This is a genomic window from Lentimicrobiaceae bacterium (assembly GCA_028697555.1).
Taxonomy (GTDB): Bacteria; Bacteroidota; Bacteroidia; order Bacteroidales; family UBA4417; genus UBA4417.
The window spans coordinates 1-26,363 of sequence record JAQVEX010000016.1; the positions used below are offsets into that span (position 1 = coordinate 1).

Genomic DNA, 26,363 nt, shown 5'->3' on the forward strand with positions numbered 1-26,363 from the left:
TTCCTACATCTACGTTAGTAACTTTGCCCGATTTTATATTGTACACTTTTACCGAAACTAAAGAATTTGGGTCTCCTGCTTTAGGATACTTAAAGGTTTGCATGCCCGGATAAAGTTTATATTCGTCGAGAGACGGATTTTGACCCTGATACATGTACATGCTAAATTCGGGTACATCGCTTTCGTCGAATCTAATCCAAGCTATGTTTTCGCTGTTCGGCGACCAATCGAAGGCACGGCTAAACTCAAATTCTTCTTCGTAAACCCAATCGGGTGCACCGTTGATTATAGCGTTTCTCTCTCCGTCGTTCGTTATTTGAAACTCTTTGCCTGTATCAATATTTTTATAAAAAAGATTGTTATCTCTAACAAAAGCCACCTTGTTGCCGTCGGGCGAAAAAGTCGCTAATTGTTGCTTACCATTTTCCGATAATTTTTCAAGAGTGTTTTTCTTTATATCGTAGATGTAGAAATTGGCTTTGTATGAGCGTCTGTATATCATTTCAATGTCGGAAGCCAACAATAGTTTATCCTCATTTTTATTGAAACTATAAGTACCAACATACGCAATTTGTTCTTTAAACTTTCCTATATCAAACAAAACATCAACAAGTTCGTCGTTATCGAACCTTTTCTTCACAATTTGCTGTGTCTTATAATCAAAGGCAGTGTAATGTATTCCATCGTTCATAGAATTGAAACCTCTAATTCCAGGAGAATAAAAAGTGCGGTTTTTGAAAATGTCGTCGAATTCTATTATTTTCTTATTATCTTGACTAAAAGCTGTTTGTACTGCTACAACTAACAAAAGCAAAAAACTTAGTTTAAAGAATAATTTTATTTTCATCTTGATTTTATTTTATATGATTTATACTTATCTTCAATCATTTATCGTACGCGCCGACAAATAACTCTTTGTTATTTGTCATCAAAAATACACAATATTTAAAATAAAGAAATAAAAAGCTATTATTAATAAAATAACATATCTTTGCAAAAAAATAATGCGTTGTTAGCTCAGTTGGTTTAGAGCATTACCTTGACAGGGTAGGGGTCACTGGTTCGAATCCAGTACAACGCACATAGCTTTACACTCAAACACCATAATAACCACACCTAGTTATTAATTCTTCCCAAAATGGACACTAAACCTATAATAGATAACCTGCACAAGTGGCGAATGAAACATATTTCGTCGAAGCAGTTGCTACTTATACTTAGTCTTATTACCGGAATAATGGGCGGATTGGCAGGTGTTGTATTAAAAAACTTAATTCACTTTTTTTATTCTAATGTAACGAGGATTATATACAACTATAACTTAAGTTTTTTGTATTTGATACTTCCGTTTATAGGAATAATGCTGGCATGGCTATTTGTAAAATATGTAATAAAAGACTCTATAAGCCAGGGAATAGGCAGAGTTTTATACGCAATATCCAGGAATAAGGGAAAGATAAAGATGCACAATACGTACTCGTCGTTGGTTGGTAGCAGTATTACATCGGCGTTTGGTGGCAGTATTGGTCTTGAGGGACCTATTGTATTGACGGGTGCGGCAATAGGTTCGAATTTGGGCAGATATTTCGGCTTTGATTATAAATCAATAACATTGCTTATAGGTTGCGGTGCCGCTGGCGCAACTGCAGGTATTTTTAAGGCTCCAATAGCCGGCGTTGTGTTTTGTTTAGAAGTACTTATGCTTGATTTAACTGCACGCCGTCTGATACCACTGCTAATATCATCGGCTACAGGCTATATTTTAGCTGCTTTCTTTATGGGAAAAGATGTTTTGTTTACCATTGATTTGACTTCTAACCTTTTTGTTTTAAAACATATACCTTACTATATTATACTAGGAATTTTAGCAGGATTTATTTCTGTTTACTTTTCGAGAACAAGCACACGTATTGAAAAAAAACTAACCCGCGAAAACAAATGGAGGCAGATGGTTGCTGGAGGTTTGCTAACGAGTTTATTAATATTTTTGTTTCCTCCACTCTTCGGCGAAGGATATAGTTTTTTAAACTTACTGATAAATGGAGGTACAGCCGAGCAGATATTGAAAGGTAGCATATTTGGAGCTTTATCGTCGCAGTACGTTGTTGTTATTATCTTTTTGGTGTTAGTAATGTTGCTAAAAGTTGTAGCAATGACCACAACAAATTCCGGAGGAGGCGTTGGTGGCATATTTGCTCCTACCCTATTTACCGGCGGAATTTTAGGTTACATTTTAACCGAATTTTTAAATCATTTTACATCTACAGCACTACCGAGAGCCTGCTTTATATTAGCAGGAATGGCAGGATTGATGGCAGGCGTAATGTTAGCTCCACTTACAGCAATTTTCCTTATTGCTGAAATTACAGGTGGCTACCAATTGTTAGTCCCACTTATTATTACAGCCGTAGCTTCTTATTTGACTACAATAATATTTGAGCCTCACTCGTATTTTCACAAAACTTTGATTTCTTCGGGCGAACTTATTACACACGATAAAGATAAAGCTGCACTTAACATACTTTCGATTGACAAATTAATTGAAAAAGATTTTACTACAACTCCGCCTAACATCACATTAGGAGAGTTTGTAAAATTAGTTGCACAATCTACGCGTAGTATTTTCCCCGTGGTTGACGAAGAAAACAACTTTTTAGGAATAATTTTTATAAACGATATAAAACATATGCTGTTCGATAGGGATAAGTACGATATTGTAACTACAGATACCTTGTCTTTTTATCCCGATACAGTTGTTGAATACGATGAAAGTATGGAAAGCGTGGCTCAAAAATTCTCCGATACTCCGCATTATAATTTGCCCGTAATAAAAGATAACAAGTATTTGGGATTTATTTCAAGGGCTAATTTCTTCTCGAATTACAGAGAGTTAGTTAAGGACTTTATTAGTGATTAGTGACGGCTGATGAGTGAACGGTGGCTATTGTTTACGCTTAGCCAACGGCTAACAGCTAACAGCCAAAGGCTGAAAGCTATTCCACGCAACACGAACTAATCATCGGAACCCGACTTCAACACTTCAACAGTCAACTGTTTAATTCCTTTTGTTTCGAAGTATGGTATCATGTTTTCTATTTCCAAGTTACCTGTGCCTTCTTCAGAAATATTAACGCCTTTCCATAAAAAAGCCTGTGCTTTGTAAACACTATCTGCTTCAATTTTTTTATCTAAAATTCTATTTATTGGAACATGTATCTCACGAAATCTCTCTTCACCTGAAGGTAAAGTTAATATAGCATACATAGCAACATTGTTGTACTGCAAGTCATTATTATATTTTACAGCAATGCTAATATCAACAATTACATCATCGGAAGTGAAAGGTATTTTAATATTTTTTTTATCGAATCGGTTCCAAATATTGTTGGAAAAATCTATTTGTTCGGTGTAAACTGTTTTATTGCCACATGAACTCATTAATAAGAGTACTGCGACTAATGATAAAAGAAAATTTGTTTTTTTCATGTGTATGTATTTTTAATTGTTATCAATAATTCCACTGCCCATACAAATATGAGATTCTTTATCGTAAATAACTCCGAATTGTCCTGCGGCAACACCAGAAAGCGGCTCTTCCGACTTTATAACGTATTTATCGTTTGTTTTTAGCAAAACGCCTTTTGTAAAGTCGGGTGTATGCCTGATTTTAAAGGTAATATCGATACTATTTTCTTCGCCAAAAGGATTTTCGGTTATAAAATGCATATTTTCTAGCAAAACAGTATCGGTATATTGCGAAGGCGGGTCGTAGCCGTTGTCAACATAGATTATGTTTTGCTCAACATCTTTTTTTATAACGAACCAGGGACCGCCGCCCAAATTAAGTCCTTTTCGCTGCCCTATTGTATGAAACCAAAATCCGTTATGGGTTCCCAAAATCTTTCCCGTACTTAGTTCAATAATGTTTCCTGTCTTGGTTCCTAAATACTTTTTTATAAAATCGTTGTAGTTGACTTTCCCTAAAAAACAAATGCCCTGACTATCTTTACGCATAGCACTCGGCATGTTTTGTTCCTGAGCAATATCTCTAACCTCCGATTTCATATAATCGGCAAGTGGGAAAGTTAATTTTAATAACTGATTGTAAGTAATTTGAGCCAAAAAGTCAGTTTGGTCTTTCAACTTGTCTTTGGCTGTAGTCAGATACTTTTTTTGCATTCTGTTTTCGGTGCCTGCGTAGTGCCCTGTGGCAATTAAGTCGAAATCTTTGCCCCAATGTTTCTCAAATTCTCCGAATTTAATCAGACGATTGCACATAACGTCAGGATTCGGGGTAAGACCTTTTTTCACGGAATTGATTGTGTATTCAATAACATTATCCCAATACTCGTTGTGAAGCGGAACAACTTCCAACTTAAGTCCGTATTTCTTTGCCAGAGCCGTAGCAATTTCTATGTCTTCCTCCGACGAACAATCTAAGAAATGCTCATCTTCTTTCATACCAATTTGTATGTAAAACATAGTAGGATTAATGCCCTGCTCTTTGAGCAAGTACAGCATAACCGAACTATCAACACCACCGGAAACCAAAGCTGCTATATTCATAGTAACTTGACTTTTCTCTATTTATGCACTATAATTTTATGCTTTAATAGACTTAGAAATTACTTGTGCCAATTCGTCGATAACGGCTTCCTGGTTAGCTTTCAACGAAGATTTAATATCGAGAGTTTCGCCTATTATTTCCATGTTTTTAAAATTGTTTTCGATAATATTTTTCATGGTTTTTAAAGCTCCCGAAGCCCATGTATGATTACCGACAATAGCTACTTTGCGGTCTTTAAAGTTAAGGGCTGCAAGTTCTCTTAGCAAACATTCCATTCCATGATAAAGTCCTAAGTTGTAGGTAGGAGCAGCTATAAGCATATGCGAATACTTAAACATATCGGCAATAATATACGATGCGTGAGTTTTTGAAACATCGTACATTTTTATATTTTTAACTCCGTTGATTGCGAGCTTATGAGCAATACAGTCGGCTATATTTTCAGTGTTGCCGTACATAGAGCCAAAAGCGATAACAATGCCTTTTTCTTCGGGAGTGTAGGTGCTCCATTTGTTGTAAAGATGAATCATTTTTGCAATGTCATCACTTGTTCTGATAACAGGACCGTGAAGCGGACAAATGGTTTTAATTTCTAATTCGGAAGCTTTTTTGAGCAAAGACTGAACCTGCGGACCAAACTTACCCACAATATTTGTATAATACCTGCGAGCTTCGTCAAGTAGTTCATGGTCGAAGTCAATCTCGTCCATAAAGAGGTTTCCGTTTATAGAGCCAAACGTACCGAAGGCATCAGCAGAAAACAGAATTTTATTTGTCGATTCATAAGCAACTGTAACTTCGGGCCAATGAACCATAGGAGCCGGAACGAAGTGTAACTTATTTTCTCCTAAATCCAAAACTTCATCTTTTCCTAATATTTGATAGTTTGCTTTATTATCTGAAGTATAAAATTGCTCAAAAAAAGTAAAAGTTGTTCTATTTCCTATCAATTTAACATTGGGATATAGTTCAACAACACTTTCTATACTTCCACAATGATCGGGTTCCATGTGATTTATAATCAGATAGTCAAGTTGACGACCATTTAGTAAATATTTGATATTATCAACAAACTGTTTTCTTTGTGTCGCATCAACCGTATCGACCACAGCGGTTTTTTCGTCTAATATTAAATATGAATTATATGAAACGCCTTTGGGCAATGGAAACATGTTTTCAAAAAGTTCCAAACGCCTATCGTTTACACCAATCCAAAAAATTTTATCTGTAATATTTCTTACACAATGCATAATACTATAGTTTTATTGTTTTGTTATTTTTTTGCAAAAATAAGATAATAACTATAATCTAATTGAAATTATCTTCTGACAGGAAAAAATAGTATTGGCTTGCCGGTGGTTTTGAATAGCTTTTCTGAAAAATTAGGACTAAAAAAGTTCTCTAAAAACCCCCTTCTGTAAGTTGTAACAGCAATAGCTCCTATATTGTTATTTCTGATAAAGGTTTCTATTCCTATTGAAACATTGCCTGTAACAATGTTTTGAAAAGTTATATCAACATCCTTATATTCCGCTCTAAGGTGATTTTCTATTTCTTCCAATTTTACTTTATCCCACGGTCTTGTTCTTACAAAACTAAAGTGTACGCAGTGAATTTTAATATTCAAAGGCGAAACCATTTGTATAATTTTATTGATAGACGAAATATCGTGTTCGTCGTAATCCATAGCGTACATCACCTCTTTAATCTCTTCTATTTTACCAACTTGATTGGATGGTAATACCAAAACCGGCAGGTTAGATTTGTTAACAACCTCGTCGGCGACTTTACCATAAGTGTATTTATTTTTTGCCGAAAGTCCTCTTATGCCCATAACTATCAGAAACGGTTTGTAGGTATCAGCATAATCTATTATTTCGGCAGATGCGTTGCCTGCAAGCAATACAGAGTTTATCTCAACCCTATTGTAATTATTTTCTTCGCAATAATTTCTCAGTTTTTGTTGCAATTTTTCCAAATTGTCGTTGGCAACATCTTTAATCTCGATAAGACTCTCCGCAAGTCGTCTCTGATAATCGTAAAAATCGGAATATGGAACAGTATCTATAACAAAATTATAGGTAACGTGAACAAGCATAACCTCCGATTTAAACCTATTGGCTATACTGCAAGCAAATTTGGCTGCTTCTAATGATGTTTCAGAAAAATCGACAGGAACAAGAATCCTACGCATGATAAACAAATCTTTCAAAGCTTTTGCTTTTGCGTCGCCGTAGTCTTGCTGCGAACTTGCTATAATTTTCATAGCTTCTGCAACATCACTTTCTTTAACTCTGATATCAGTATATTTTGGCGGGAAAAACACGTCTTTGGGAACCAAAAAAGACTCGATATTTGAATCATTTAACAATGCTTGCAATAATAGTGAGCGTGAATACGAATACCTGCCAATTGTAATAATTTTTTGTCCTTGTGTTTCCATGTCGTTTGTTTTAAAGGGTTCTTTTGCAAATGTACAAATAATTGTAGTTTTTTTAATAAAAAGGGGACATTTTTTTTGCAGTGTTTTTAGTTACTGAAATTATCTGAATATCAACATTTTTTTAATTTTGCAAAAAAATAGAAATGGCATTGCAAAGGAATAAAGATAATAAAAGGACGGCTGACAATACTCGTGCCGGTAGCAAAAAGAGCAACAGAAGTATCAAAGAAACTTCGAAAAGCAGAAGTAAAGACACAGAAAAGAGAACTTACGCACGCCGTAGCGATAAAGCCGTGAAAGAAGATGGTTTGCGCACAAATCAACGTAGTAAGAAAATAGCTAATTCCGCAAAATCTAAAACGGCTACTACCGCTAATAATAAACCTGAAACTATCAGGCTGAACAAATACATCGCCAATTCGGGTGTTGCATCAAGACGTGAAGCTGACCAACTTATTTTGGCAGGCGAAGTTAAAGTTAACGGTGTTATTGTTACCGAATTGGGAACAAAAATACTTCCATCCGATACCGTCCAATACTGCGGCGAGACTCTGAAAAGAGAGACTTTCAGATATGTTTTGCTTAACAAGCCTAAAGGTTACATAACTACAACTGACGATCCGCAAGAACGCAAAACTGTTATGTTGCTTGTCGATAAAGCCTGCAAAGAAAGAGTCTACCCTGTAGGTCGATTAGACAGAAATACTACAGGATTATTGCTTTTTACAAACGATGGCGACTTGGCAAAAAAACTTACTCACCCTAAACATAATATCAGAAAAATATATTCCGCAACTCTTGATAAAAATCTAGACTACAACGATTTGATGGCAATAAAAAAAGGTTTAAAACTCGAAGACGGATTTATAAAAGTTGATGATATTGCTTATTCTGAAAACAGCACTTCCAAAAGAGATGTTAGCATTGTAATTCACTCGGGGAAAAATAGAATAATTAGAAGAATATTTGAACATCTTGGCTATCAGGTTGTAAAATTAGACAGAGTCAGCTTTGCAGGACTAACCAAAAAAGACCTTCCGCGTGGAAAATACAGACACTTGACTGAAACGGAAATTAATTACTTAAAACTTATTAAGTAGTTTTTGCTAACTCAGTTATTATATACCGTTTTGATTTTCACAAAAACTAAGCCATTCACACTTAAATAGCTGTTATTGAGTCTATAAGCGAGTTTTAAATAATGGATTTTAAATATCTTAACTTTAATATTAACTCTTATTTAATTTATTTATACTATTTTTGGCGACGCTTGAAATTTAAAAATAGAAAATAATTTACTAATGAATACAAAACCTAATTACTTGTTTGAAGTCAGCTGGGAAGTATCCAACATGGTTGGAGGCATATACACAGTACTATCCACAAAGGCTTCGATTTTAAAAAAAGAACTACAAAACAACTACATACTCATCGGACCCGATGTTTGGAAAGAAACTGTCGATAATCCTTTGTTTATCGAAGACAAATCGCTACTAAGAGCATGGAGAGAAGTTGCCGAAATTGACGGCATCAATTTCAAAATAGGATATTGGAATATTGAAAGCAAACCTATAGCGATTTTAGTCGATTTTTCTAAATACATAAATGAAAAAGACAAAATTTTAGCCGATTTTTGGGAAAAATACTACTTAGATAGCATTTCCGGTGGCTGGGATTACATTGAACCTGTACTTTTTGGCTACGCCGCCGGCAAAGTAATTGAAAGTTTTTACGATTATAATGTTACTGCTCAAGACAGCATTTTAGCTCACTTCCACGAATGGATGACAGGCAGCGGCATATTATATCTGAAACAAAAAGCTCCGCAAATAGGATTGGTTTTCACCACTCACGCAACGGTTCTTGGCAGAAGCATTGCCGGTAACAACTTGCCTTTGTACGACCAACTGAATGCTTACGTGCCTTCAGAAATTGCTAAGAAATTTAATCTTACAGCCAAACATTCTCTCGAAGAAAAATCTGCTGCAACTTGCGATGTATTTACAACAGTTAGTCAAATTACAGCCAAGGAATGCGAACATTTTTTGAATAAGAAAAATGATGTAATTACTACCAACGGCTTCGACGAAAAACTTGTCTTATCAGACGAAGAATACCTTGCAGGCAAAAAAAGAAAAATATCCAGACAGAAATTTTTGGAAGTCGCAGCTGCTCTCACAAATGAAACATACTCCGACGATACATTTATTGTTGCCACTTCAGGCAGATACGAGTATAAAAACAAAGGCATCGACGTTTTTATCGACTCGCTTGCTAAATACAATGCATCGGAAAAATCAGATAAAAAAGTTCTTGCTTTTATAATGGTTCCGTCAAACAACTTGGGAGCTTCAAGCGAACTTATAGATGCCCTAAAAAACAATGACAACAAAGAACTCAGCAATAAGTTTTTGACTCATAACTTAGTAGAACCTAACTATGACCCTATTCTAAACAAACTTAAAGAAGTTGGTTTAAACAACTGCAAAAACAACAAAGTAAAGGTGTTCTTTGTGCCTTCGTACCTCAACGGCAACGACGGTATATTTAACCTCACCTATTGGGATTTGCTTAAAGGTGTTGACCTTTCCATATTCCCGTCATACTACGAGCCTTGGGGCTACACTCCATTAGAAAGTATTGCATTTGGAGTGCCAACCGTAACTACAACTTTGGCAGGGTTCGGTATGTGGTGCAAAGACCTGCAAAATCACGATGGTGTGTTTGTAGTGGAGCGCACCGACGGCAATTACGACAGCGTTGTTGAAGATATTTCAAATATATTATCGGGAGTTTCAAATTTATCCGAAAAACAACAAACCCAACTAGGGCTTAATGCTATTGCTATTGCTCGCAAAGCTCTGTGGAATAATCTTTTTTCAAATTACAACGAAGCTTACAAATTGGCAATTGAAAAAGTAAACACCAGACGTTCCGACTATCTGCTTAAAAAACAAGCAGATATCGCAACAATTACCCAAAGCCAAAAGCACATTACAGCCGAATGGAAAAAAGTATTGGTAAAATTAAAAGTCCCCGAAGCACTAAACGGCTTGTTTGAACTTTCTAACAACCTTTATTGGTGTTGGAATAACGAAGCTATTGAACTTTTTGAGAGTATAGATAAAGAAAAGTGGGCGAAACTAAACAACAATCCTGTTGCATTATTGGAAAGTTTACGCCTGTCGGAGCTTGAAGCTCTAACCGAAAATGAAACTTTTATGGCAAGACTTCAAAAAGTTTACTCCGATTTTAAAGCTTACATGGATAAGAAATCTGAGCAAAAAGAGCCTCAAATTGCTTATTTCAGTATGGAATACGGATTGCACGAAAGTCTGCAAATATACTCCGGTGGTTTGGGCGTTTTGGCTGGTGACTATCTTAAAGAAGCCTCCGACTCTAATGTAAACATGATAGGCGTAGGATTGCTGTATCGTTACGGATATTTCCATCAATCATTCTCGCCATCAGGCGACCAGATTGCCATGTATCATCCTCAAAAGTTCAGCACTTTGCCGCTTATTCCCGTTAGAGATGAAAACGGTGATTGGCTTACGGTATCTATAGCTCTTCCCGGACGAAACCTCACTGCAAAAGCTTGGTGCGTGAACGTTGGACGAATTCCTCTATACCTTTTAGATACCGACATAGAAGAGAATAACGAAGCCGACAGAAGTGTAACCCACCAACTGTACGGCGGCGATTGGGAAAATCGTTTCAAACAGGAGTTACTACTCGGCGTTGGTGGTATTAGACTTATTAATAAGCTAAAACTACAACCGCAAATATATCACTGCAACGAAGGACACGCAGCGTTTATGGGTGTTGAAAGACTTAACAGGTACATAAACACGCAACAAATGTCGTTTTTCCAAGCTTTAGAATTGGTAAAATCATCAACATTGTTTACTACCCACACGCCTGTACCTGCCGGTCACGACGAGTTTGCCGAAGATATGGTAAGAACCTACTTGGCACACTACCCCGAAAGACTCACCATTACATGGAACGACTTTATGAACTTGGGTAGATGGAACGAAGATAACGAAGGCGAAAAATTTTCGATGAGTGTGCTGGCTACAAAACTTTCACAAGAAATGAACGGAGTTAGCAGAATACACGGCACTGTTTCGCAAAAAATGTTTCAGCCGCTTTATCCCGGCTACTATTTGAGCGAAAGCCATATTGGCTATGTTACCAACGGAATACACTACCCTACTTGGGTTAACAGCAAGTGGGATAAGCTATATAGAGACACCTTCGGCGAAGAATTCCTGAAAGATCAATCCAATCCTACATATTGGGAAAATATTCACAATGTCGATGATAAAGTAATATGGGACATAAGGCAAGATTTACGTAAGGTTCTTGTCGATTTTATTAAAAAGCATCTGCAAGATAATATTGGAAAATCGCAAACAAGTCCGCGACGAATTATTGATATTGTTGAAAAACTTGACCACAACGTACTGACAATAGGCTTTGCCCGCCGATTTGCAACGTATAAGCGCGCTCATCTTTTGTTCACCGATTTAGAACGCTTGGAAAAAATTGTAAATCACAAAGACAGACCTATACAATTTGTATTTGCCGGAAAGGCTCACCCACATGATAAAGCCGGCTCCGACCTTATAAAACGCATTATTCAAATATCGCACATGCCGCAATTTGTAGGAAAAATCATTTTCTTAGAAAACTACTCTATGGCTACATCAAGAAAACTTGTGCAGGGCGTTGATATTTGGCTAAACACTCCTACTCGTCCGTTAGAAGCAAGCGGGACAAGTGGAGAAAAAACTATTATGAACGGAATTGTAAACTTAAGTGTACTCGACGGCTGGTGGGCAGAAGGCTATAAAGAAAATGCAGGCTGGGCTTTGGCAGAAGAAAGAACCTTTGAAAATCAGAAATTCCAAGATGAGCTTGATGCCGAAATCATTTACAACTACCTTGAAGATGAGATAGCTCCGTTATTCTACAATAGAGATAAAGACGGAATCCCACATCAGTGGATACAATACATCAAGAACACAATCTCAGGAATTGCTCCGCATTTTACAATGAAAAGACAATTGGACGACTATTACGCTAAATTTTACTCTGTTCTTGACGAAAGACATAATTTGCTTAAAAAAGACGATTGTAAAAACGTAAGAATACTTGCCTCGTTCAAGTACAAAGTTGCACGCTATTGGAACGACGTAAAAGTTTTGGAAGTTTTGTACCCCGACTCTACTGCAAGACCTTTGGAATTAGGCGAAAAATTCAAAGCTGTTATCAAGTTAGATACTAGCGCAATTGACCCGCAAAACATTAAAGTTGAGCTTATTTTGGGTCAAAAAGTTGACGATAAAATCGGCGAACCAATCAGCATAAAAAAATTCGATTTGGAGAAAAACGGCGATAATCTTGCAACCTATACCATTGAATTTCCAACCGTAATGTCGGGTGTGTTCGACTTTTCATTCAGAATAACTCCTACCCATCCGTTACTTCCATATTCGCACGATATGAAAATGGTTAAATGGATATAATTTTTTACTTTTGTAATCTGTTTGTTAAAAATTTTTGAACTATGAATACAATAAATGAAAACACTTTGAAAAACGCTCAGGCGTGGTTAAACGACCCCGTTATCGACGACGAAACCAAGTCGGAAATAAAAAATATGATGGAGAACAATCCTGCAGAGCTTAACGAAGCTTTTTATGCAAATTTGGAATTTGGAACCGGTGGCTTGCGTGGTATAATGGGAGTTGGCTCTTATCGCATGAATAAATATACAGTCGGAATGGCAACGCAAGGACTTGCCAACTACCTGATAGAGTCGTTTAGCGATACTGAAATTAAAGTGGCTATTGCTTACGATGTCAGAAACAACAGCAAATACTTTGCGCAAGTTGCTGCCAACGTGCTTAGTGCCAACAATATTAAAGTATTCTTGTTTCAAGAACCGCGACCAACTCCTATGCTTTCATTTGCCGTTAGGCATCTGAATTGCCAAAGTGGTATTGTAATCACAGCTTCGCACAATCCGAAAGAATACAACGGATACAAAGTATATTGGGACGATGGCGCTCAGCTTACACCTCCGCACGATACAAACGTTATTGATAGGGTGAACAAAATCGGCGGTTTGAAAGAAGTTAAATTCAACGGCAACGACAATCTCATCGTTCCTATTGGTGAAGATGTTGATAATGCTTATTTTGACAAACTTAAAACTTACGTATTGCAACCCGACGTAATCAAACAAAACGAAAACATTAAAATAGTTTACACTCCTATTCATGGAACCGGCTTGCACACCGTTCCGCGTGCTTTAAAAGAGTTTGGCTTTAAAAATGTAATTTTAGTGGAAGAACAAGCCGTACAAGACGGCAACTTCCCAACTGTTGAATCGCCAAATCCGGAAGAAAGGAGTGCTATGGCTTTGGCTTTGAAAAAAGCCGAAAAAGTTAACGCCGATATTATTTTAGCAACCGACCCCGACTCTGACAGACTTGCAGTTGGGCTTAAAAACCATAAAAACGAATACGTTTTGCTTAACGGTAACCAAACAGCCGTCTTGCTTACATATTACCTGATAAAACAATGGAAAGACAAAAATAAACTTACCGGAAACGAATTTATTGTCAAAACCGTTGTAACCTCCGAACTTATGAGCGACATTGCCGTTAAAGCCGGAGTTGAGTATTACGATGTTTTAACCGGTTTTAAATGGATTGCCAAAATAATACGCGAAAATGAAGGTAAAAAGACGTTTATAGGCGGTGGCGAAGAAAGTTTCGGATATATGGTAGGCGATTTTGTTAGAGATAAAGATGCTCTTATTTCGTGTAGCGTTTTTGCCGAATGCGTGGCTTGGGCTAATAGTAGAAATATGTCTCTGTTTGAAATTTTAATTGAAATTTATTTGGAATACGGTTTCTACAAAGAAAGACTTGTCAACATTGTTCGCAAAGGTATTAGCGGTAAAAAAGAAATTAAAGGCATGATGGATAACTACCGTAACAATCCTCCCAAATATATCAACGGTAGCAAGGTTATTACTATAAAAGATTACAAAACTCACAAACGCACCGATGTTGAAACCAATGCCGTTACCACTATAGACTTACCCTCAAGCGATGTGTTGCAATTTTTGTTGGAAGACGGAAGCAAAATCAGTGTAAGACCCTCAGGAACAGAACCTAAAATAAAGTTTTATTTCAGCGTCAAAGAAAAATTAAAAGATAAAGCCGATTTTGATGCGGTTGATGAAAAGTTGGAGAAGAAACTTGATGATATCATTAGTGATATGGGACTGAATAATTAGCCTTTAGCTTTTAGCTATTGGCTTTTGGCTAAGTTTAGCCAACGGCTAACGGCTAACGGCTAACGGCTAATTACTACAAATCTCTCTCCACTAGTAAAATATGATGCTGCGATACAACAAACAAAGTTTCTTGCTTGTATTTTATTTCGTAGGCGTATCTTGCTAAGAAGAAAGCTAAATCGCCTTCCTTAACTTGCAAAGGCATGTACTTAGTAGTATTGTCTTCGCATTTCCATGGCTCTTCATCACCTTCAAAATAAGGATAGGGAACGCCAGGACCGGTTTTTATAATGTAACCTTGTTTTATCTCATCTTTTTCCGAATATCCCGAAGGCAAATACAAGCCTGCCTTGGTTTTAGTGCTTTCGGTCAGGGGCTTTATCAATATCTTATCGCCAACTACCACAATGTTTTCGTACATACTCGTTGTTATTTTTTACAAAGTTATAGTTTTTGGAACAATAAAAAAATAAATCTGCCGCAAGCTAAATATTTTAGCGGTGGTTGGTGGTTAGTGATTGGGGACTGGTGATGACTTGTCCCAAGTATTCGGGAGTGATGAGTGATGGGTGCAATTTGCAATGTGCAATGAACAATGAACAATGAGCAATGTAATAACACGCATCCCGAACAAGCCAAGAGCCAATGGCTAATAGCTAACAGCCAATATATGGATATTAACTGAATAGCAATATATATTAAGTAATACCAAATACACTTTTTTTTATGGAATTTCATACCTTTGCAAAAAAAAGAGATGTCTATATTCAATCCTAAACTATCTAAACCGAGAAACTTTAACTATAAGCCTCGTTTTTACGACCCTGAAAGAGAAAAGTTTGATGAGATACGTAAGAGATACGCTTCCGGAGACGATTATGTTCCAGGACAAATTGTTAAGACAGGTTTTAAAAGAGAAATAACAAGGAATGAAGAGCGTCGTAAGCGAAGAAGAAAGCCAATGCGACTTATAGTAATGATTTTATTGGCTGCATTTTTAATTTATTTCTTTTTCGTACGCTAAAAATAACTTGCCATGTCCGATATAATAAAATTGCTACCCGATAGTGTTGCCAATCAAATTGCAGCCGGCGAAGTCATACAACGACCTGCATCGGTTGTTAAAGAATTATTAGAAAACTCCATAGATTCGGGAGCCGACCAAATTAAACTTATTATTAAAGACGCTGGTAAAACGCTGATACAAGTCATCGATAACGGTTGCGGCATGAGCGATATGGACGCACGCATCTGTTTTGAAAGACACGCAACATCTAAAATCAGCAACGCCAACGATTTATTTAAACTTAAAACATTGGGATTTAGGGGCGAAGCTCTCGCTTCTATCGCAGCTATTGCTCATGTTGAGCTTAAAACCAAAAAAGCCGACGAAGAAATCGGTACTAAAATAGAAATTCAAGGTGCTAAACTTATTTCTCAAACGCCTATTTCGTTTCAAAACGGCACTTCATTCAGCGTTAAAAACATCTTTTTCAATGTTCCTGCCAGACGTAATTTCCTTAAATCGGACAAGGTGGAATACGGACATATTTTTGAAGAACTTAACCGTGTGGTTTTGGTATATCCCGAAATTGAGTTTGAATTTATTTCAGACGAAAAGGTTGTGGCTCACTACCTTAAGGGGAATACAAAACAGCGCGTTATACAAGTTGGCGGAAAGCAATTTGAAGAAAACCTGTTGCCAATATCGCTACAAACCGAATATGTTGATATTAGCGGCTACATAGGCAAAGCCGATATAGCACGTAAGACAAAAGGTTCGCAGTATTTTTTTGCAAACAATAGGTTTATCAGACAACCCTACCTACATCACGCAGTAGAACAAGCATACAAGGATTTAATTCCCGATGCAACGGTTCCTAAATATTTCATTTATCTGAAAGTTAGAGAAGATGAAATTGATGTCAATATTCACCCGACAAAAACCGAAGTGAAATTTCAGCACAGTCAGGTGTTATACGCCTTGCTGCGCTCGGCTGTGAAACATGCTTTGGGGATGTACTCGCTTTCGCCTCAGCTAAACTTTGACGCCGAAACCGCATTCAACACCGACCTCCCAAAGGATTACATCCCGAAACCTCCTACTGTCAACATCAATCCTGATTATAATCCCTTTAAAACTTCTGGAAGCAAGCCAATAAAAGACCCGCTAAGGGGTAATGCAAAAGGATGGGAAAATCTTTTTTCGGCTGCTACAGGTAGCGGTATTGCCGACAGCACACTTGATAATTTGGACAATATCGACGACAAAGGCGGAAATGAAGATTCTAATGAATACATGCACAACAAACAGAGTGCAAATTTCATTCAAATAAACAAGAAATACATTGTAACGTATTTGCCTTCCGGAATAATGATAATAGACCAACAAAAGGCACATCAGCGAATTTTATACAACCAAATTATTATTTCAAAGTCAAAATCCATCACAAATTCACAAAAACTGATATTTCCTAAAACTCTGCATCTGTCGCCATCGGAAGGAATTGTTTTGCAAGAACTACTTCCTTCTTTAAACGAGTTCGGATTGGAAATCAGCGACTTGGGTAATAATAGTTTTGCAATTATTTCGGTTCCCGAAATAACAAAAAACGTTTCCGTTGAAAATGTAATTGATTCGATAATAAACATGCACAAAGAAGGTAGCAGCGCCTCCTCAACCGATTTGGTTCAACAAATAGCTCACAAACTTGCTATTTCTTCATCGATAAAATACGGCGACACGCTAACACCCGAAGCTATGCAAAGCATTGTGGACAAACTTTTTGCAACTTCAAGTCCGCAACTTGCTCTCAATGGTTCAAAAACGTATGCTGTATTAAAAAACGAAGAAATTGAAACTTTACTAAAATAAACTTATGGACAACAGACAGTACTCGCCAGGCGGATTTAGCATATTACCTCCAGTAGTTAAAAACCTACTTATCATAAACGGGATTTTCTACTTGGCTACAATATCTTTGGGATACTCAATGAATATCGACTTAATCGACATTTTGGGTCTGCACTATTTTAAAGCCGAAAAGTTTGAGTTTTACCAGTTTATAACTTACATGTTTATGCATGGAGGTTTTTCTCACATTTTCTTCAATATGTTTGCCTTGTGGATGTTCGGAAGCATTTTGGAGCAAACTTGGGGACCTAAGCGCTTTTTGATTTATTATTTTTTTACAGGCATTGGTGCTGCTATTGTTCACTACGTTGTTTTCTATTTTCAAATAACGCCGACAATCGAGTTAATAGACAATTTTATATACCAACCTAATATTGAAAATTTGCAGCAAATAGTTAGCACTCACAGGTTTGCCATTTTCGACGACACCGGAAATATTACATCTCTTTTCGAACAGTTTAAAGTCAATTATTCAATACTCGCAAACAATCCGACAGATACCGCCGCAATGCAAAATGTATTGAATTTTATGAGCGAATATAAAATACACTACTTGAATCAGCCTGTGGTTGTCGGAGCTTCGGGTGCTGTATATGGTTTGTTGTTAGCATTTGGCATGATGTTCCCAAATGCAATGATATATTTGTACTTTTTTGTCCCTATGAAAGCAAAATGGTTTGTAATTATTTTCGGCGTTATAGAACTTCTTTCAGGAATTTACGGAAGGGGCGGAAATATTGCACACTTCGCTCACTTGGGCGGTATGATTTTCGGCATAATTCTGATACTGATTTGGCGAAGAAAAGATAAAAAATCTTCTAACTTTAGCTATTGATGAATAATTTTTCAAATACAAACATAAATAACACAAGCATTAAGGATTTGATTAAGAAGTTTAAATCCAAACCTATAGTGGCGCAATTAATTATAATAAACGTTGCTATCTGGGTATTGTTAAGCTTGATTTCTGTTTTGTATTTTTTGTTTCAAGACCCTGAAAGCAGTAGTTACACATGGACTGAACAAATTTTGAAATATTTTGCCGTACCGGCTTCCTTATCGGCATTAGCTGCAAGACCTTGGACAATCCTCACTTACATGTTTGTTCACACGTCGTTTTGGCACTTGCTTTTCAATATGCTGTGGCTGTATTGGTTTGGTAAAATATTTTTAGAATTCAAATCCAAAAAAGAATTATTGCTTTTGTACTTTGCTGGCGGTTTTATAGGCTCATTTTTCTTTATAGCTGCTTATAACATTTTTCCCGTGTTCAAGCCAATAATTGACAGTGCCAATGCCATAGGTGCATCGGCGGCAATTTTGGGTATTACCATAGCAACCGCAACAATAGCTCCAAATTACAACATCAGATTACTGTTAATTGGAAACATCAAACTCAAACACATAGCAATATTTACGGTTATTCTTGATGTTTTAATGATTAAAGATGGCAATGCCGGCGGACATTTTGCTCATTTGGGTGGTGCGTTGTGTGGGTTTATTTACGGCTTGTGGATTAGAAACAAAGCCGATATTGTCAACTATTTCAGACAAAAAAAGCGTAAAAGAAATTTTTCTATTCCCAAAAAGAAGAAAAAGAAAAAATCTGAAAATATCTACACCGAAACGTACGTTAGCGATGAAGATTACAACAGAAAAAAACACGAAAATCAGGAAAAAATTGATAAAATATTAGATAAGATTTCTGAAAAAGGTTATAATGCCTTATCAAAGGAAGAAAAGGAGTTTTTGTTCTCAAATTCATCAAAAAATGGCTAAGAAAACTAAAAAAACCAAGAAAACTAAGAAAAAAAAGAAATTCGGTGTTGGCGAAACAATTTTGCTGGCTGTAAATTTCTTTTTTATTCTGCTGCTTTTGCTTGCCAACTTAGCGCCAATCTTATCTCCCGAAAAATATTTTTACATTTCCACACTCGGACTTGTTTATCCGCTACTTATAATCGCAAACTTAGTTTTTGTCATCGTTTGGCTTTTAAGGTTTAGGTACAGCTTTGTATTTTCATTAATTGCTATTGCCATAAGCTACGGCAATGTTGCCAAAACCTTCGGATTTACAAGTAAAAAACTAACTCTAGACCAAAACGAATACGTTTCGGTGATGTCATACAATGTGAAACTATTCGACTATTTTTCGCATCCCGACAACGAAATAAAAAAATCTTTAGACGGCGTTACAAAACTTGTAAACGACAACAAGGTCGAAATCCTTTGCTTGCAAGAGTTTTACGACGGTTCGCAATCGGGTAGCAATACCCTTAAAATTTTGTCGAAAAATTGCCATCTGCCTTTTACTTACGTTGAAACTATCAAAAGCATAAACCCTCGTCAGCCCTTCGGATTAGCGATTTTATCAAAATATCCAATCGTAAATCAGGAAAAAATAAATTTCGACAACAGTAAAGTAAACTATGCAATAAAATGCGATGTATTAGTTGGTAATGATACGTTAAACCTTATTAATACTCACTTAGAAAGCATTAAATTAGGCAAGGAAGATTACAACTTAATGAGCGAAATAATTGCGGGTACGACAAGCAATGAGCAAATAAAAAAATCGTCGAAATCTATATTAAAAAAACTCGAAACAGCGTACGAACGCAGGATTCCGCAAGTTTCAAAACTTCAAGAAATTATTGATAAGTGTAACAATCCATTAATTTTGGTCGGCGATTTTAACGACACGCCTGTCAGCTATACGTACAGAATTATAAGCAAAAACTTGAAAGACTCTTTTAAAGAAGCGGGTTGGGGTTTTGGAAAAACTTACGCCGAAAAAATTCCTCTTCTACGTATTGATTATATTTTCTTTTCAAATGAATTGAATTGTGCCGAATTTGAAGTAATCAGCAGTAAAATTTCCGACCACTACCCTATTCTGTCTAAATTTTCAATTAAATAAGTTTTAAATTGTATTTAAATGAAGTTTAAACTGACATCTAAATTTGAACCTACCGGCGACCAACCTTCGGCGATTAAGCAATTGTACGAAGGCTTGCTCAGAAACGATAAGCATCAGGTTTTATTAGGTGTTACGGGGTCGGGAAAAACTTTTACTATTGCCAACGTTATAAATCAAATTCAACGTCCGACATTAGTCCTCAGCCACAATAAAACTCTTGCGGCACAGTTGTACGCTGAGTTCAAGCAGTTTTTTCCGGAAAATGCAGTCAAGTTTTTTATTTCGTACTACGACTATTACCAACCCGAAGCTTTTATCCCTACTACCAATACTTACATTGAGAAGGATATTTCCATAAACGAAGAAATTGAAAAACTTCGAATTGATGCTACTTCTTCGCTACTCACAGGCAGACGCGATATAATTATTGTTGCTTCGGTTTCTTGCATTTACGGTATCGGAAATCCCGAAGACATCAATAGCAACACTATCCATATTAAAGTCGGCGACAAAATTAGTCGCGATAAATTTCTGCGTCGCTTGGTAGATAGTCTTTATTCCAGAACCGAATTTGACCTCGAAAGGGGAAAATTCAGAGTTAAAGGTGATACCGTCGATATTTTTCCGGTTGAAGCCGATTTTGCTTGCAAAGTCATCTTTTTTAGCGACGAAATTGAAGAAATTTCTACATTCAACCCTATAAGTGGCAACCTCATTGAGCATTTGGAACAGTTTACAATATTTCCTACAAATATTTTTGTTACTTCGAAAGAGAAAATACAATCAGCCATAAAAAATATTCATATAGATTTAGGCAAGCAAATTGACTTCTTCAAAGAAACCGGTAAAATCATTGAAGCCAAACGTCTGGAAGACAGAGTAACTTACGATTTGGAGATGATGCGAGAGCTCGGTTATTGTTCGGGAATTGAAAATTACAGTCGTTATTTCGACGGCAGAAAACCCGGCACTCGTCCATTTTGCTTGCTCGATTATTTTCCCGACGATTATTTAATGGTCGTTGACGAAAGCCACGTTACAGTCCCGCAAATCAGAGCCATGTACGGCGGCGACCGCTCGCGAAAGCAAAATTTGGTTGAGTATGGTTTCAGACTGCCTTCGGCTTTGGATAACAGACCTCTTAAATTTCCGGAATTTGAAGCTCTGACAAATCAGGTTATATACGTTAGTGCCACGCCTGCCGATTACGAACTTGCGAAAGCCAACGGAGTTATTGTCGAGCAAATTGTAAGACCTACAGGTCTCATCGACCCGATTATTGAAGTTAAGCCCAGTTTAAACCAAATCGACGATTTGCTTAATGAAATTCAGATTAGAACTAAAAATAACGAGAGGACTCTCATTACAACGCTTACCAAACGCATGGCTGAAGAGCTTTCAAAATATTTGAGCAATCTGAATATCAAAACCAAATATTTACACTCGGGAGTGCTTACGATTGAACGTGTTGAGATTCTTAACAGTCTGCGGACAGGCGAAATCGACGTTTTGGTTGGTGTAAACTTGCTGCGCGAAGGATTAGACCTCCCGGAGGTTTCGTTGGTTGCAATTTTGGATGCCGACAAAGAAGGATTTTTGCGTTCGGAAAAATCGCTTACGCAAACAGCAGGAAGAGCTGCCAGAAACATAAACAGCAAGGTTATTTTCTACGCCGATACTATAACCGATTCTATGCAAAAAACCATAGACGAAACCAACAGAAAACGCAGTATTCAGCTTGAATACAACCGCATTAACAATATTACTCCAAAACAAATTATTAAAGATATTAGCACCGATTTGGTCGGATTGAGTGCCGATAGCGGAACGCCGACCCCAGACAAAGCCAATAAAATCTACGTCGAAGGTTCGATTATCAATTCTGCCGCCGACCCTTTAAGCGAATATCTTAGCTATCAGCAATTGGAAAAACTTTACAATACATCTAAGACTCTAATGCAAAAAGCCGCCAAAGACCTTGATTTTATGGAAGCTGCACGGCTTAGAGACGAAATGTATATGTACAAAAATAAAATGGAACAGTTTAATGTTAAACCTAAATAGTATTTAATGTCTGAGTATAATAGTGTCATTCTGTGGCTTATGTTTATTGCCTTTAGCCCTTAGCCCTTAGCCTTTGGCTATTAGCCATTTGCCATTTGCTAAACACAGCTAAAAGCTAAAAGCTAAAAGCCAACAGCCAACAGCCAACAGCCAATAGCTAACCAAATTACCGGACAACATTAAAATAAATAAGTATGAAAAAAATAGTAACAGTAATAGGAGCCAGACCTCAATTTATAAAGGCGGCAACCATAAGCAGAGCTTTTAAGAAATTTCCAGTAAAAGAAGTTATTGTTCACACCGGACAACACTTTGATAAGAATATGTCTGATATTTTCTTTTCGGAAATGCAAATTCCGTTACCCGACTACAATCTCGATATAAATAGCTTATCACACGGAGCCATGACAGGCAAAATGTTGGAAGCAATAGAAGAAATTCTTTTTTCGGAAAAGCCCGAAGCTGTCATGGTATACGGCGATACCAACAGTACTTTGGCAGGTGCATTGGCAGCACGAAAACTAAACATACCGGTTGTCCACGTCGAAGCCGGCTTGCGTTCGTTTAACAATAATATGCCTGAAGAAATCAACCGAATTATAACCGACAGAATATCTTCGTTGCTACTTTGCCCTTCTGATACAGCCGTAAAAAACCTGCATAACGAAGGTTTCGAAAATTTTGATACCATTATTGTTAAAAACGGAGATGTTATGTTTGATGCAAGTCTGTTCTACTCTCCTATTGCAAAAACAAAATCGAATATTATTAACTCTCTGAATTTGAACGAATTTGTTTTAGCTACCGTGCACCGACAAGAAAACACCGACAATATCGATAACTTAAAGCAAATTATCAATGCTCTGAATACTATCAATAAATCTGTTGAAGTTGTTGTGCCTTTGCATCCGCGAACCAAAAACATAATACAAAAACACGATATTCGTCCCGATTTTAAAATAATTGAACCCGTTGGCTACTTTGATATGATTACCTTACAGCAAAACTGCAACTTAATTTTAACCGACAGCGGTGGAGTTCAAAAAGAAGCGTTTTTCTTTAAAAAACCTTGTGTAACTTTGCGTAACGAAACCGAATGGACAGAATTGCTAGAACATGGGTGCAATATGCTTGCCGGACATGATACCGAAAGCATTATAAATGCCTACGAAACCATGAACAATAAAAACATCAATTTTGGTGCTAATTTGTACGGAAACGGCGATGCAGCCGATATTGCAGCCGAACATATTTTCAATTTATTGTAAATTTGCAGTATCTAACTTAATTTTGTAGGCGTATTAATTGTAACGATTAAGTTGTTAAAACAAAACTGATGAAAAATAAAAAGATATTTATAACGCTGATTCTAATCATCTTGCTCCATAGCTTGGCTTTCGGACAAGAAAGCAATAAGCAAAGAACTCCCTTTAAACCGAGAATTTTTTATGGTGGCGGATTTGGATTACAGTTCGGAAATACTACTCTCATCGAAGTTTCTCCCTCAATTGGTGTTGAGCTATTACCTAATTTTGGTATAGGAATTACCCCTACATACAAGTATTACAGATATAGACCTTATTACAACTCTGACAAAATTGTAACCAACGTATATGGTGGTAGCATTTTTGCACGATACGTAGTTATTTACAACATTTTTCTTCACGCCGAATACGAAAAACTATTTTTCAATACAAAATCCGACCTTATCGAAAATCAAAAGCAAGATTTTGATAGTTTCTTAGTCGGTGGCGGATACCGCCAGCAAGTCGGAGAAAAGACTTTTGTTCACATTTCCATACTTTGGAACTTAAACGATTCTCAAAACTCTTTGTATAATAATCCTGTTATAAGGATGGGCATCGGCTTCGGGTTTTAGATGTTGCGGGGTGCGGGTTAGTTTCGGAGTATTGAGTTCCGAGTTCTGAGTTCTGAGTATCAGAATTCCCGACTCAAAACTCAAAACTCCTAACTCGATACTCCTGTCTCTCCACTCATCACTCATCACTCATCACTCATCACTCATCACCGACCACCGCTCACCCCAACGGTGAACCCTCCTCCTTCGCCATGTGATTGTAGTTAAACCTGTCCAACAACGACGGAAACCATTTTGACAAAAATACTGCAAATTTTCCTTCAACGAAAGTCAGTATCAACGTGCGTTTGCGTTTTACAACAGCCCTGTAGATTTTTTTAGCTACCTGTTCGGAAGTCATCATTTTTTCTTCGTTTCTTGGTGTTTCGCCTTGCGGACTTCCATCACCCAAAAGTGCTACTTTTCTTATATTTGAAGCTGTAAACCCGGGTGCAGCAACCAAAACATGCAATCCTGATTTTAAATATTCAACTCTTATTGTATCTAAAAACCCTCTGATAGCGTACTTTGAAGACGAGTAAGCCGAGCGTGCAGGTAAGCCCAAATATCCGGCTATGGAAATTACACCAACCAAACTCCCTTTCTGCTCGACTAAATAAGGCAAGGCAAATTTTGTACAATTAACCGTCCCCCAATAGTTGGTATCAATAACTTTGTGCATAACCGACAGGTCGGTATCAATAAACATCGAACGCATGCTAATGCCGGCATTGTTAATCAACACATCTATTTTACCAAATGCTTCAACGGTTTTTTTAACCAAATTTTCGCAATCGCTGACAACACTTACATCGGTTACTACCGAAATAGCATCGGCGTTGTATTGCTTAACCTCGGCTAAAACCGCATCTAACTTTTCGGTATTACGAGCCGCCAAAGCCACCTTACTTCCTTTCTTTGAAAACTCAATTGCTAAAGCTCTGCCAATCCCTGACGATGCTCCCGTTATTATTACAACTTTTCCTTTCATTTTGTCGCTTTTCTTGCAAAATTAGCACAAACAAGGAAATATTAGATTTTATTCCTCTTTTTTTCGCAAAACCATTAACTTTGGTGAAATTTTTAAAAGATGCTATCACAAAGAGAAATATTTTATCAGCACGTTGCACAAACAAGCAAAAACCCTATGGGTCTGACCATCGAGAGAGCCGAAGGTTGCTATTTGTATTCACCCGAAGGCAAAAAATACTTGGATTTAATTTCAGGCACTTCGGTAAGCAACGTAGGACACAACAACCGATACGTTATAAACGCTGTCAAACAGCAATTAGACAAGCACATGCACATTTCGGTTTACGGCGAAATGATACAATCGGCACAAGTGCTTCTTACGCAGAAACTTGTAGCTATATTACCTGAGCAACTAAACTCGGTATATTACGTTAATTCCGGAAGCGAAGCCGTTGAAGGTGCTTTAAAATTAGCCAAACGCTACACCGGAAGAAGAAAAATAGTAGCTCTGAAAAACGCCTACCACGGCGGCACTCACGGTGCACTTAGTTTAACATCAAGTGCCGAACACATAAAAGCATTTGCACCCTTGCTCCCAAATATTACACTCATCGAGATTAACAATATTGACGATTTAAAAAATATTGATGAAGAAACCGCATGTGTGATTATTGAGCCGGTACAAGGCGAAGCAGGCGTTGTAAAAGCCAACAACCAATACCTGAATGAGCTTCGTAAAACATGCTCACAAAAAGGTGCTTTGCTCATATTCGACGAAATACAGTCGGGAATGGGACGAACAGGCAAATGGTTTTATTTTCAGCACAGTGGTATAGTCCCCGATATTCTGTTAACAGCCAAAGCTCTCGGCGGTGGAATGCCCTTAGGTGCTTTTATTTCCTCGCAAGAAATTATGGATTCGCTGACCCACGAACCTGTTTTGGGACATATCACAACTTTTGGCGGACACCCTGTTTGTTGTGCTGCCGCAAATGCTGCCATAGATGTTATTGAAAACGAAAAACTTATAGAAGGTGTTAAAGAAAAAAGTGATTTCTTCTACGAATTTTTTGCCGATAATCCGCTTGTAACTGAAGTCAGACGTAGCGGACTTCTTATAGCTTTGCAAATGGGGAGCCCCGAGTTGGCAATAAAAACTTGCAATGCTTGCGTAAAGCACGGAATAATTGTCGATAATTTCTTATTTAACGAATCTGCAATTCGTATCGCTCCGCCCTTGACAATCTCTATTCAAGAAATTGAAACCGCCTGCGATAGCATGCAAGAAATTATGTATAAAGTGTAAG

19 protein-coding genes, 1 tRNA gene and 1 pseudogene are annotated in these 26,363 nt (G+C 37.2%); 14 read left to right on the plus strand and 7 right to left on the minus strand.

What is annotated here, in order from left to right:
• Window positions 1–847 (minus strand): DPP IV N-terminal domain-containing protein (locus PHP31_03690; GenBank protein ID MDD3738377.1); only part of this gene is annotated, 847 nt, incomplete at its 3' end.
• A gap of 159 nt (window positions 848–1,006) precedes the next feature.
• Between PHP31_03690 and PHP31_03695 the strand changes: the two genes are divergently transcribed.
• Together PHP31_03695 and PHP31_03700 are read left to right on the plus strand one after the other, a co-directional pair.
• Window positions 1,007–1,081 (plus strand) — tRNA-Val (locus PHP31_03695).
• Between the two features lie 57 nt (window positions 1,082–1,138).
• Window positions 1,139–2,917 (plus strand): chloride channel protein, encoded by a 1,779-nt coding sequence (locus PHP31_03700; protein ID MDD3738378.1) that lies wholly within the window; start codon window positions 1,139–1,141, stop codon window positions 2,915–2,917.
• A 95-nt stretch (window positions 2,918–3,012) separates the two neighbouring features.
• On the opposite strand, the gene PHP31_03705 is transcribed toward PHP31_03700, so the two are convergent.
• The 4 genes from PHP31_03705 to PHP31_03720 all read right to left on the minus strand — a co-directional run bounded on the left by PHP31_03705 (window position 3,013) and on the right by PHP31_03720 (window position 7,010).
• Window positions 3,013–3,486: a hypothetical protein gene (locus PHP31_03705; GenBank protein ID MDD3738379.1), complete on the minus strand. Its 474-nt coding sequence runs from the start codon at window positions 3,484–3,486 to the stop codon at window positions 3,013–3,015.
• 12 nt (window positions 3,487–3,498) lie between these two features.
• Window positions 3,499–4,566, minus strand: coding sequence for a tRNA 2-thiouridine(34) synthase MnmA (gene mnmA, locus PHP31_03710; GenBank protein MDD3738380.1), 1,068 nt, complete (start codon window positions 4,564–4,566; stop codon window positions 3,499–3,501).
• 36 nt (window positions 4,567–4,602) lie between these two features.
• Window positions 4,603–5,817 carry an FprA family A-type flavoprotein gene (locus tag PHP31_03715; protein MDD3738381.1) on the minus strand — a complete coding sequence of 405 codons (1,215 nt, stop codon included), beginning with the start codon at window positions 5,815–5,817 and terminating at the stop codon, window positions 4,603–4,605.
• 68 nt (window positions 5,818–5,885) lie between these two features.
• Window positions 5,886–7,010, minus strand: coding sequence for a universal stress protein (locus tag PHP31_03720; protein MDD3738382.1), 1,125 nt, complete (start codon window positions 7,008–7,010; stop codon window positions 5,886–5,888).
• Window positions 7,011–7,396: 386 nt separating this feature from the next.
• Between PHP31_03720 and PHP31_03725 the strand changes: the two are divergent.
• The 3 genes and pseudogenes from PHP31_03725 to PHP31_03735 all read left to right on the plus strand — a co-directional run bounded on the left by PHP31_03725 (window position 7,397) and on the right by PHP31_03735 (window position 14,328).
• Window positions 7,397–8,110, plus strand: a pseudogene (locus PHP31_03725) (pseudouridine synthase).
• 201 nt (window positions 8,111–8,311) lie between these two features.
• Window positions 8,312–12,544 carry an alpha-glucan family phosphorylase gene (gene glgP, locus PHP31_03730; GenBank protein MDD3738383.1) on the plus strand — a complete coding sequence of 1,411 codons (4,233 nt, stop codon included), beginning with the start codon at window positions 8,312–8,314 and terminating at the stop codon, window positions 12,542–12,544.
• A 41-nt stretch (window positions 12,545–12,585) separates the two neighbouring features.
• Complete coding sequence (locus PHP31_03735) at window positions 12,586–14,328, plus strand: phospho-sugar mutase (GenBank protein ID MDD3738384.1); 1,743 nt, start codon at window positions 12,586–12,588, stop codon at window positions 14,326–14,328.
• Between the two features lie 73 nt (window positions 14,329–14,401).
• On the opposite strand, the gene PHP31_03740 is transcribed toward PHP31_03735, so the two are convergent.
• A complete protein-coding gene (locus PHP31_03740) occupies window positions 14,402–14,749 on the minus strand; it encodes a co-chaperone GroES family protein (GenBank protein ID MDD3738385.1) in 348 nt (115 codons plus the stop codon).
• Window positions 14,750–15,085: 336 nt separating this feature from the next.
• On the opposite strand from PHP31_03740, the gene PHP31_03745 reads away from it, so the two are divergent.
• The 8 genes from PHP31_03745 to PHP31_03780 all read left to right on the plus strand — a co-directional run bounded on the left by PHP31_03745 (window position 15,086) and on the right by PHP31_03780 (window position 24,105).
• Window positions 15,086–15,352 carry a hypothetical protein gene (locus PHP31_03745; protein ID MDD3738386.1) on the plus strand — a complete coding sequence of 89 codons (267 nt, stop codon included), beginning with the start codon at window positions 15,086–15,088 and terminating at the stop codon, window positions 15,350–15,352.
• A gap of 12 nt (window positions 15,353–15,364) precedes the next feature.
• The gene (gene mutL / locus PHP31_03750) at window positions 15,365–17,203 is read left to right on the plus strand and encodes a DNA mismatch repair endonuclease MutL (GenBank protein ID MDD3738387.1); all 1,839 of its coding nucleotides are present in this window, start codon (window positions 15,365–15,367) and stop codon (window positions 17,201–17,203) included.
• A gap of 4 nt (window positions 17,204–17,207) precedes the next feature.
• Window positions 17,208–18,077 carry a rhomboid family intramembrane serine protease gene (locus tag PHP31_03755; protein ID MDD3738388.1) on the plus strand — a complete coding sequence of 290 codons (870 nt, stop codon included), beginning with the start codon at window positions 17,208–17,210 and terminating at the stop codon, window positions 18,075–18,077.
• Window positions 18,077–19,021: a rhomboid family intramembrane serine protease gene (locus tag PHP31_03760; GenBank protein ID MDD3738389.1), complete on the plus strand. Its 945-nt coding sequence runs from the start codon at window positions 18,077–18,079 to the stop codon at window positions 19,019–19,021. The genes PHP31_03755 and PHP31_03760 overlap by 1 nt, the downstream gene beginning before the upstream one ends.
• Window positions 19,014–20,162: an endonuclease/exonuclease/phosphatase family protein gene (locus PHP31_03765; GenBank protein MDD3738390.1), complete on the plus strand. Its 1,149-nt coding sequence runs from the start codon at window positions 19,014–19,016 to the stop codon at window positions 20,160–20,162. Before PHP31_03760 ends, PHP31_03765 begins: the two co-directional genes overlap by 8 nt.
• A gap of 18 nt (window positions 20,163–20,180) precedes the next feature.
• Window positions 20,181–22,226: an excinuclease ABC subunit UvrB gene (uvrB, locus tag PHP31_03770; GenBank protein MDD3738391.1), complete on the plus strand. Its 2,046-nt coding sequence runs from the start codon at window positions 20,181–20,183 to the stop codon at window positions 22,224–22,226.
• A gap of 194 nt (window positions 22,227–22,420) precedes the next feature.
• Window positions 22,421–23,494 carry a UDP-N-acetylglucosamine 2-epimerase (non-hydrolyzing) gene (wecB, locus tag PHP31_03775; protein MDD3738392.1) on the plus strand — a complete coding sequence of 358 codons (1,074 nt, stop codon included), beginning with the start codon at window positions 22,421–22,423 and terminating at the stop codon, window positions 23,492–23,494.
• Between the two features lie 68 nt (window positions 23,495–23,562).
• The gene (locus PHP31_03780) at window positions 23,563–24,105 is read left to right on the plus strand and encodes a hypothetical protein (GenBank protein ID MDD3738393.1); all 543 of its coding nucleotides are present in this window, start codon (window positions 23,563–23,565) and stop codon (window positions 24,103–24,105) included.
• 160 nt (window positions 24,106–24,265) lie between these two features.
• On the opposite strand, the gene PHP31_03785 is transcribed toward PHP31_03780, so the two are convergent.
• On the minus strand, window positions 24,266–25,075 hold the full coding sequence (locus tag PHP31_03785) for an SDR family oxidoreductase (protein MDD3738394.1): 810 nt from the start codon (window positions 25,073–25,075) through the stop codon (window positions 24,266–24,268).
• 99 nt (window positions 25,076–25,174) lie between these two features.
• Between PHP31_03785 and PHP31_03790 the strand changes: the two genes are divergently transcribed.
• The gene (locus PHP31_03790; protein ID MDD3738395.1) at window positions 25,175–26,362 is read left to right on the plus strand and encodes an aspartate aminotransferase family protein; all 1,188 of its coding nucleotides are present in this window, start codon (window positions 25,175–25,177) and stop codon (window positions 26,360–26,362) included.
• Window position 26,363: the final 1 nt, after the last annotated feature.

Bases quoted from the DNA above. Each gene is read 5' to 3' on its own strand.
- PHP31_03700 (MDD3738378.1), top strand. From the start codon at position 1,139: ATGGACACTAAACCTATAATAGATAACCTGCACAAGTGGCGAATGAAA.
- PHP31_03705 (MDD3738379.1), bottom strand. From the start codon at position 3,486: ATGAAAAAAACAAATTTTCTTTTATCATTAGTCGCAGTACTCTTATTA.
- mnmA (MDD3738380.1), bottom strand. From the start codon at position 4,566: ATGAATATAGCAGCTTTGGTTTCCGGTGGTGTTGATAGTTCGGTTATG.
- PHP31_03715 (MDD3738381.1), bottom strand. From the start codon at position 5,817: ATGCATTGTGTAAGAAATATTACAGATAAAATTTTTTGGATTGGTGTA.
- PHP31_03720 (MDD3738382.1), bottom strand. From the start codon at position 7,010: ATGGAAACACAAGGACAAAAAATTATTACAATTGGCAGGTATTCGTAT.
- glgP (MDD3738383.1), top strand. From the start codon at position 8,312: ATGAATACAAAACCTAATTACTTGTTTGAAGTCAGCTGGGAAGTATCC.
- PHP31_03735 (MDD3738384.1), top strand. From the start codon at position 12,586: ATGAATACAATAAATGAAAACACTTTGAAAAACGCTCAGGCGTGGTTA.
- PHP31_03740 (MDD3738385.1), bottom strand. From the start codon at position 14,749: ATGTACGAAAACATTGTGGTAGTTGGCGATAAGATATTGATAAAGCCC.
- PHP31_03745 (MDD3738386.1), top strand. From the start codon at position 15,086: ATGTCTATATTCAATCCTAAACTATCTAAACCGAGAAACTTTAACTAT.
- mutL (MDD3738387.1), top strand. From the start codon at position 15,365: ATGTCCGATATAATAAAATTGCTACCCGATAGTGTTGCCAATCAAATT.
- PHP31_03755 (MDD3738388.1), top strand. From the start codon at position 17,208: ATGGACAACAGACAGTACTCGCCAGGCGGATTTAGCATATTACCTCCA.
- PHP31_03760 (MDD3738389.1), top strand. From the start codon at position 18,077: ATGAATAATTTTTCAAATACAAACATAAATAACACAAGCATTAAGGAT.
- PHP31_03765 (MDD3738390.1), top strand. From the start codon at position 19,014: ATGGCTAAGAAAACTAAAAAAACCAAGAAAACTAAGAAAAAAAAGAAA.
- uvrB (MDD3738391.1), top strand. From the start codon at position 20,181: ATGAAGTTTAAACTGACATCTAAATTTGAACCTACCGGCGACCAACCT.
- wecB (MDD3738392.1), top strand. From the start codon at position 22,421: ATGAAAAAAATAGTAACAGTAATAGGAGCCAGACCTCAATTTATAAAG.
- PHP31_03780 (MDD3738393.1), top strand. From the start codon at position 23,563: ATGAAAAATAAAAAGATATTTATAACGCTGATTCTAATCATCTTGCTC.
- PHP31_03785 (MDD3738394.1), bottom strand. From the start codon at position 25,075: ATGAAAGGAAAAGTTGTAATAATAACGGGAGCATCGTCAGGGATTGGC.
- PHP31_03790 (MDD3738395.1), top strand. From the start codon at position 25,175: ATGCTATCACAAAGAGAAATATTTTATCAGCACGTTGCACAAACAAGC.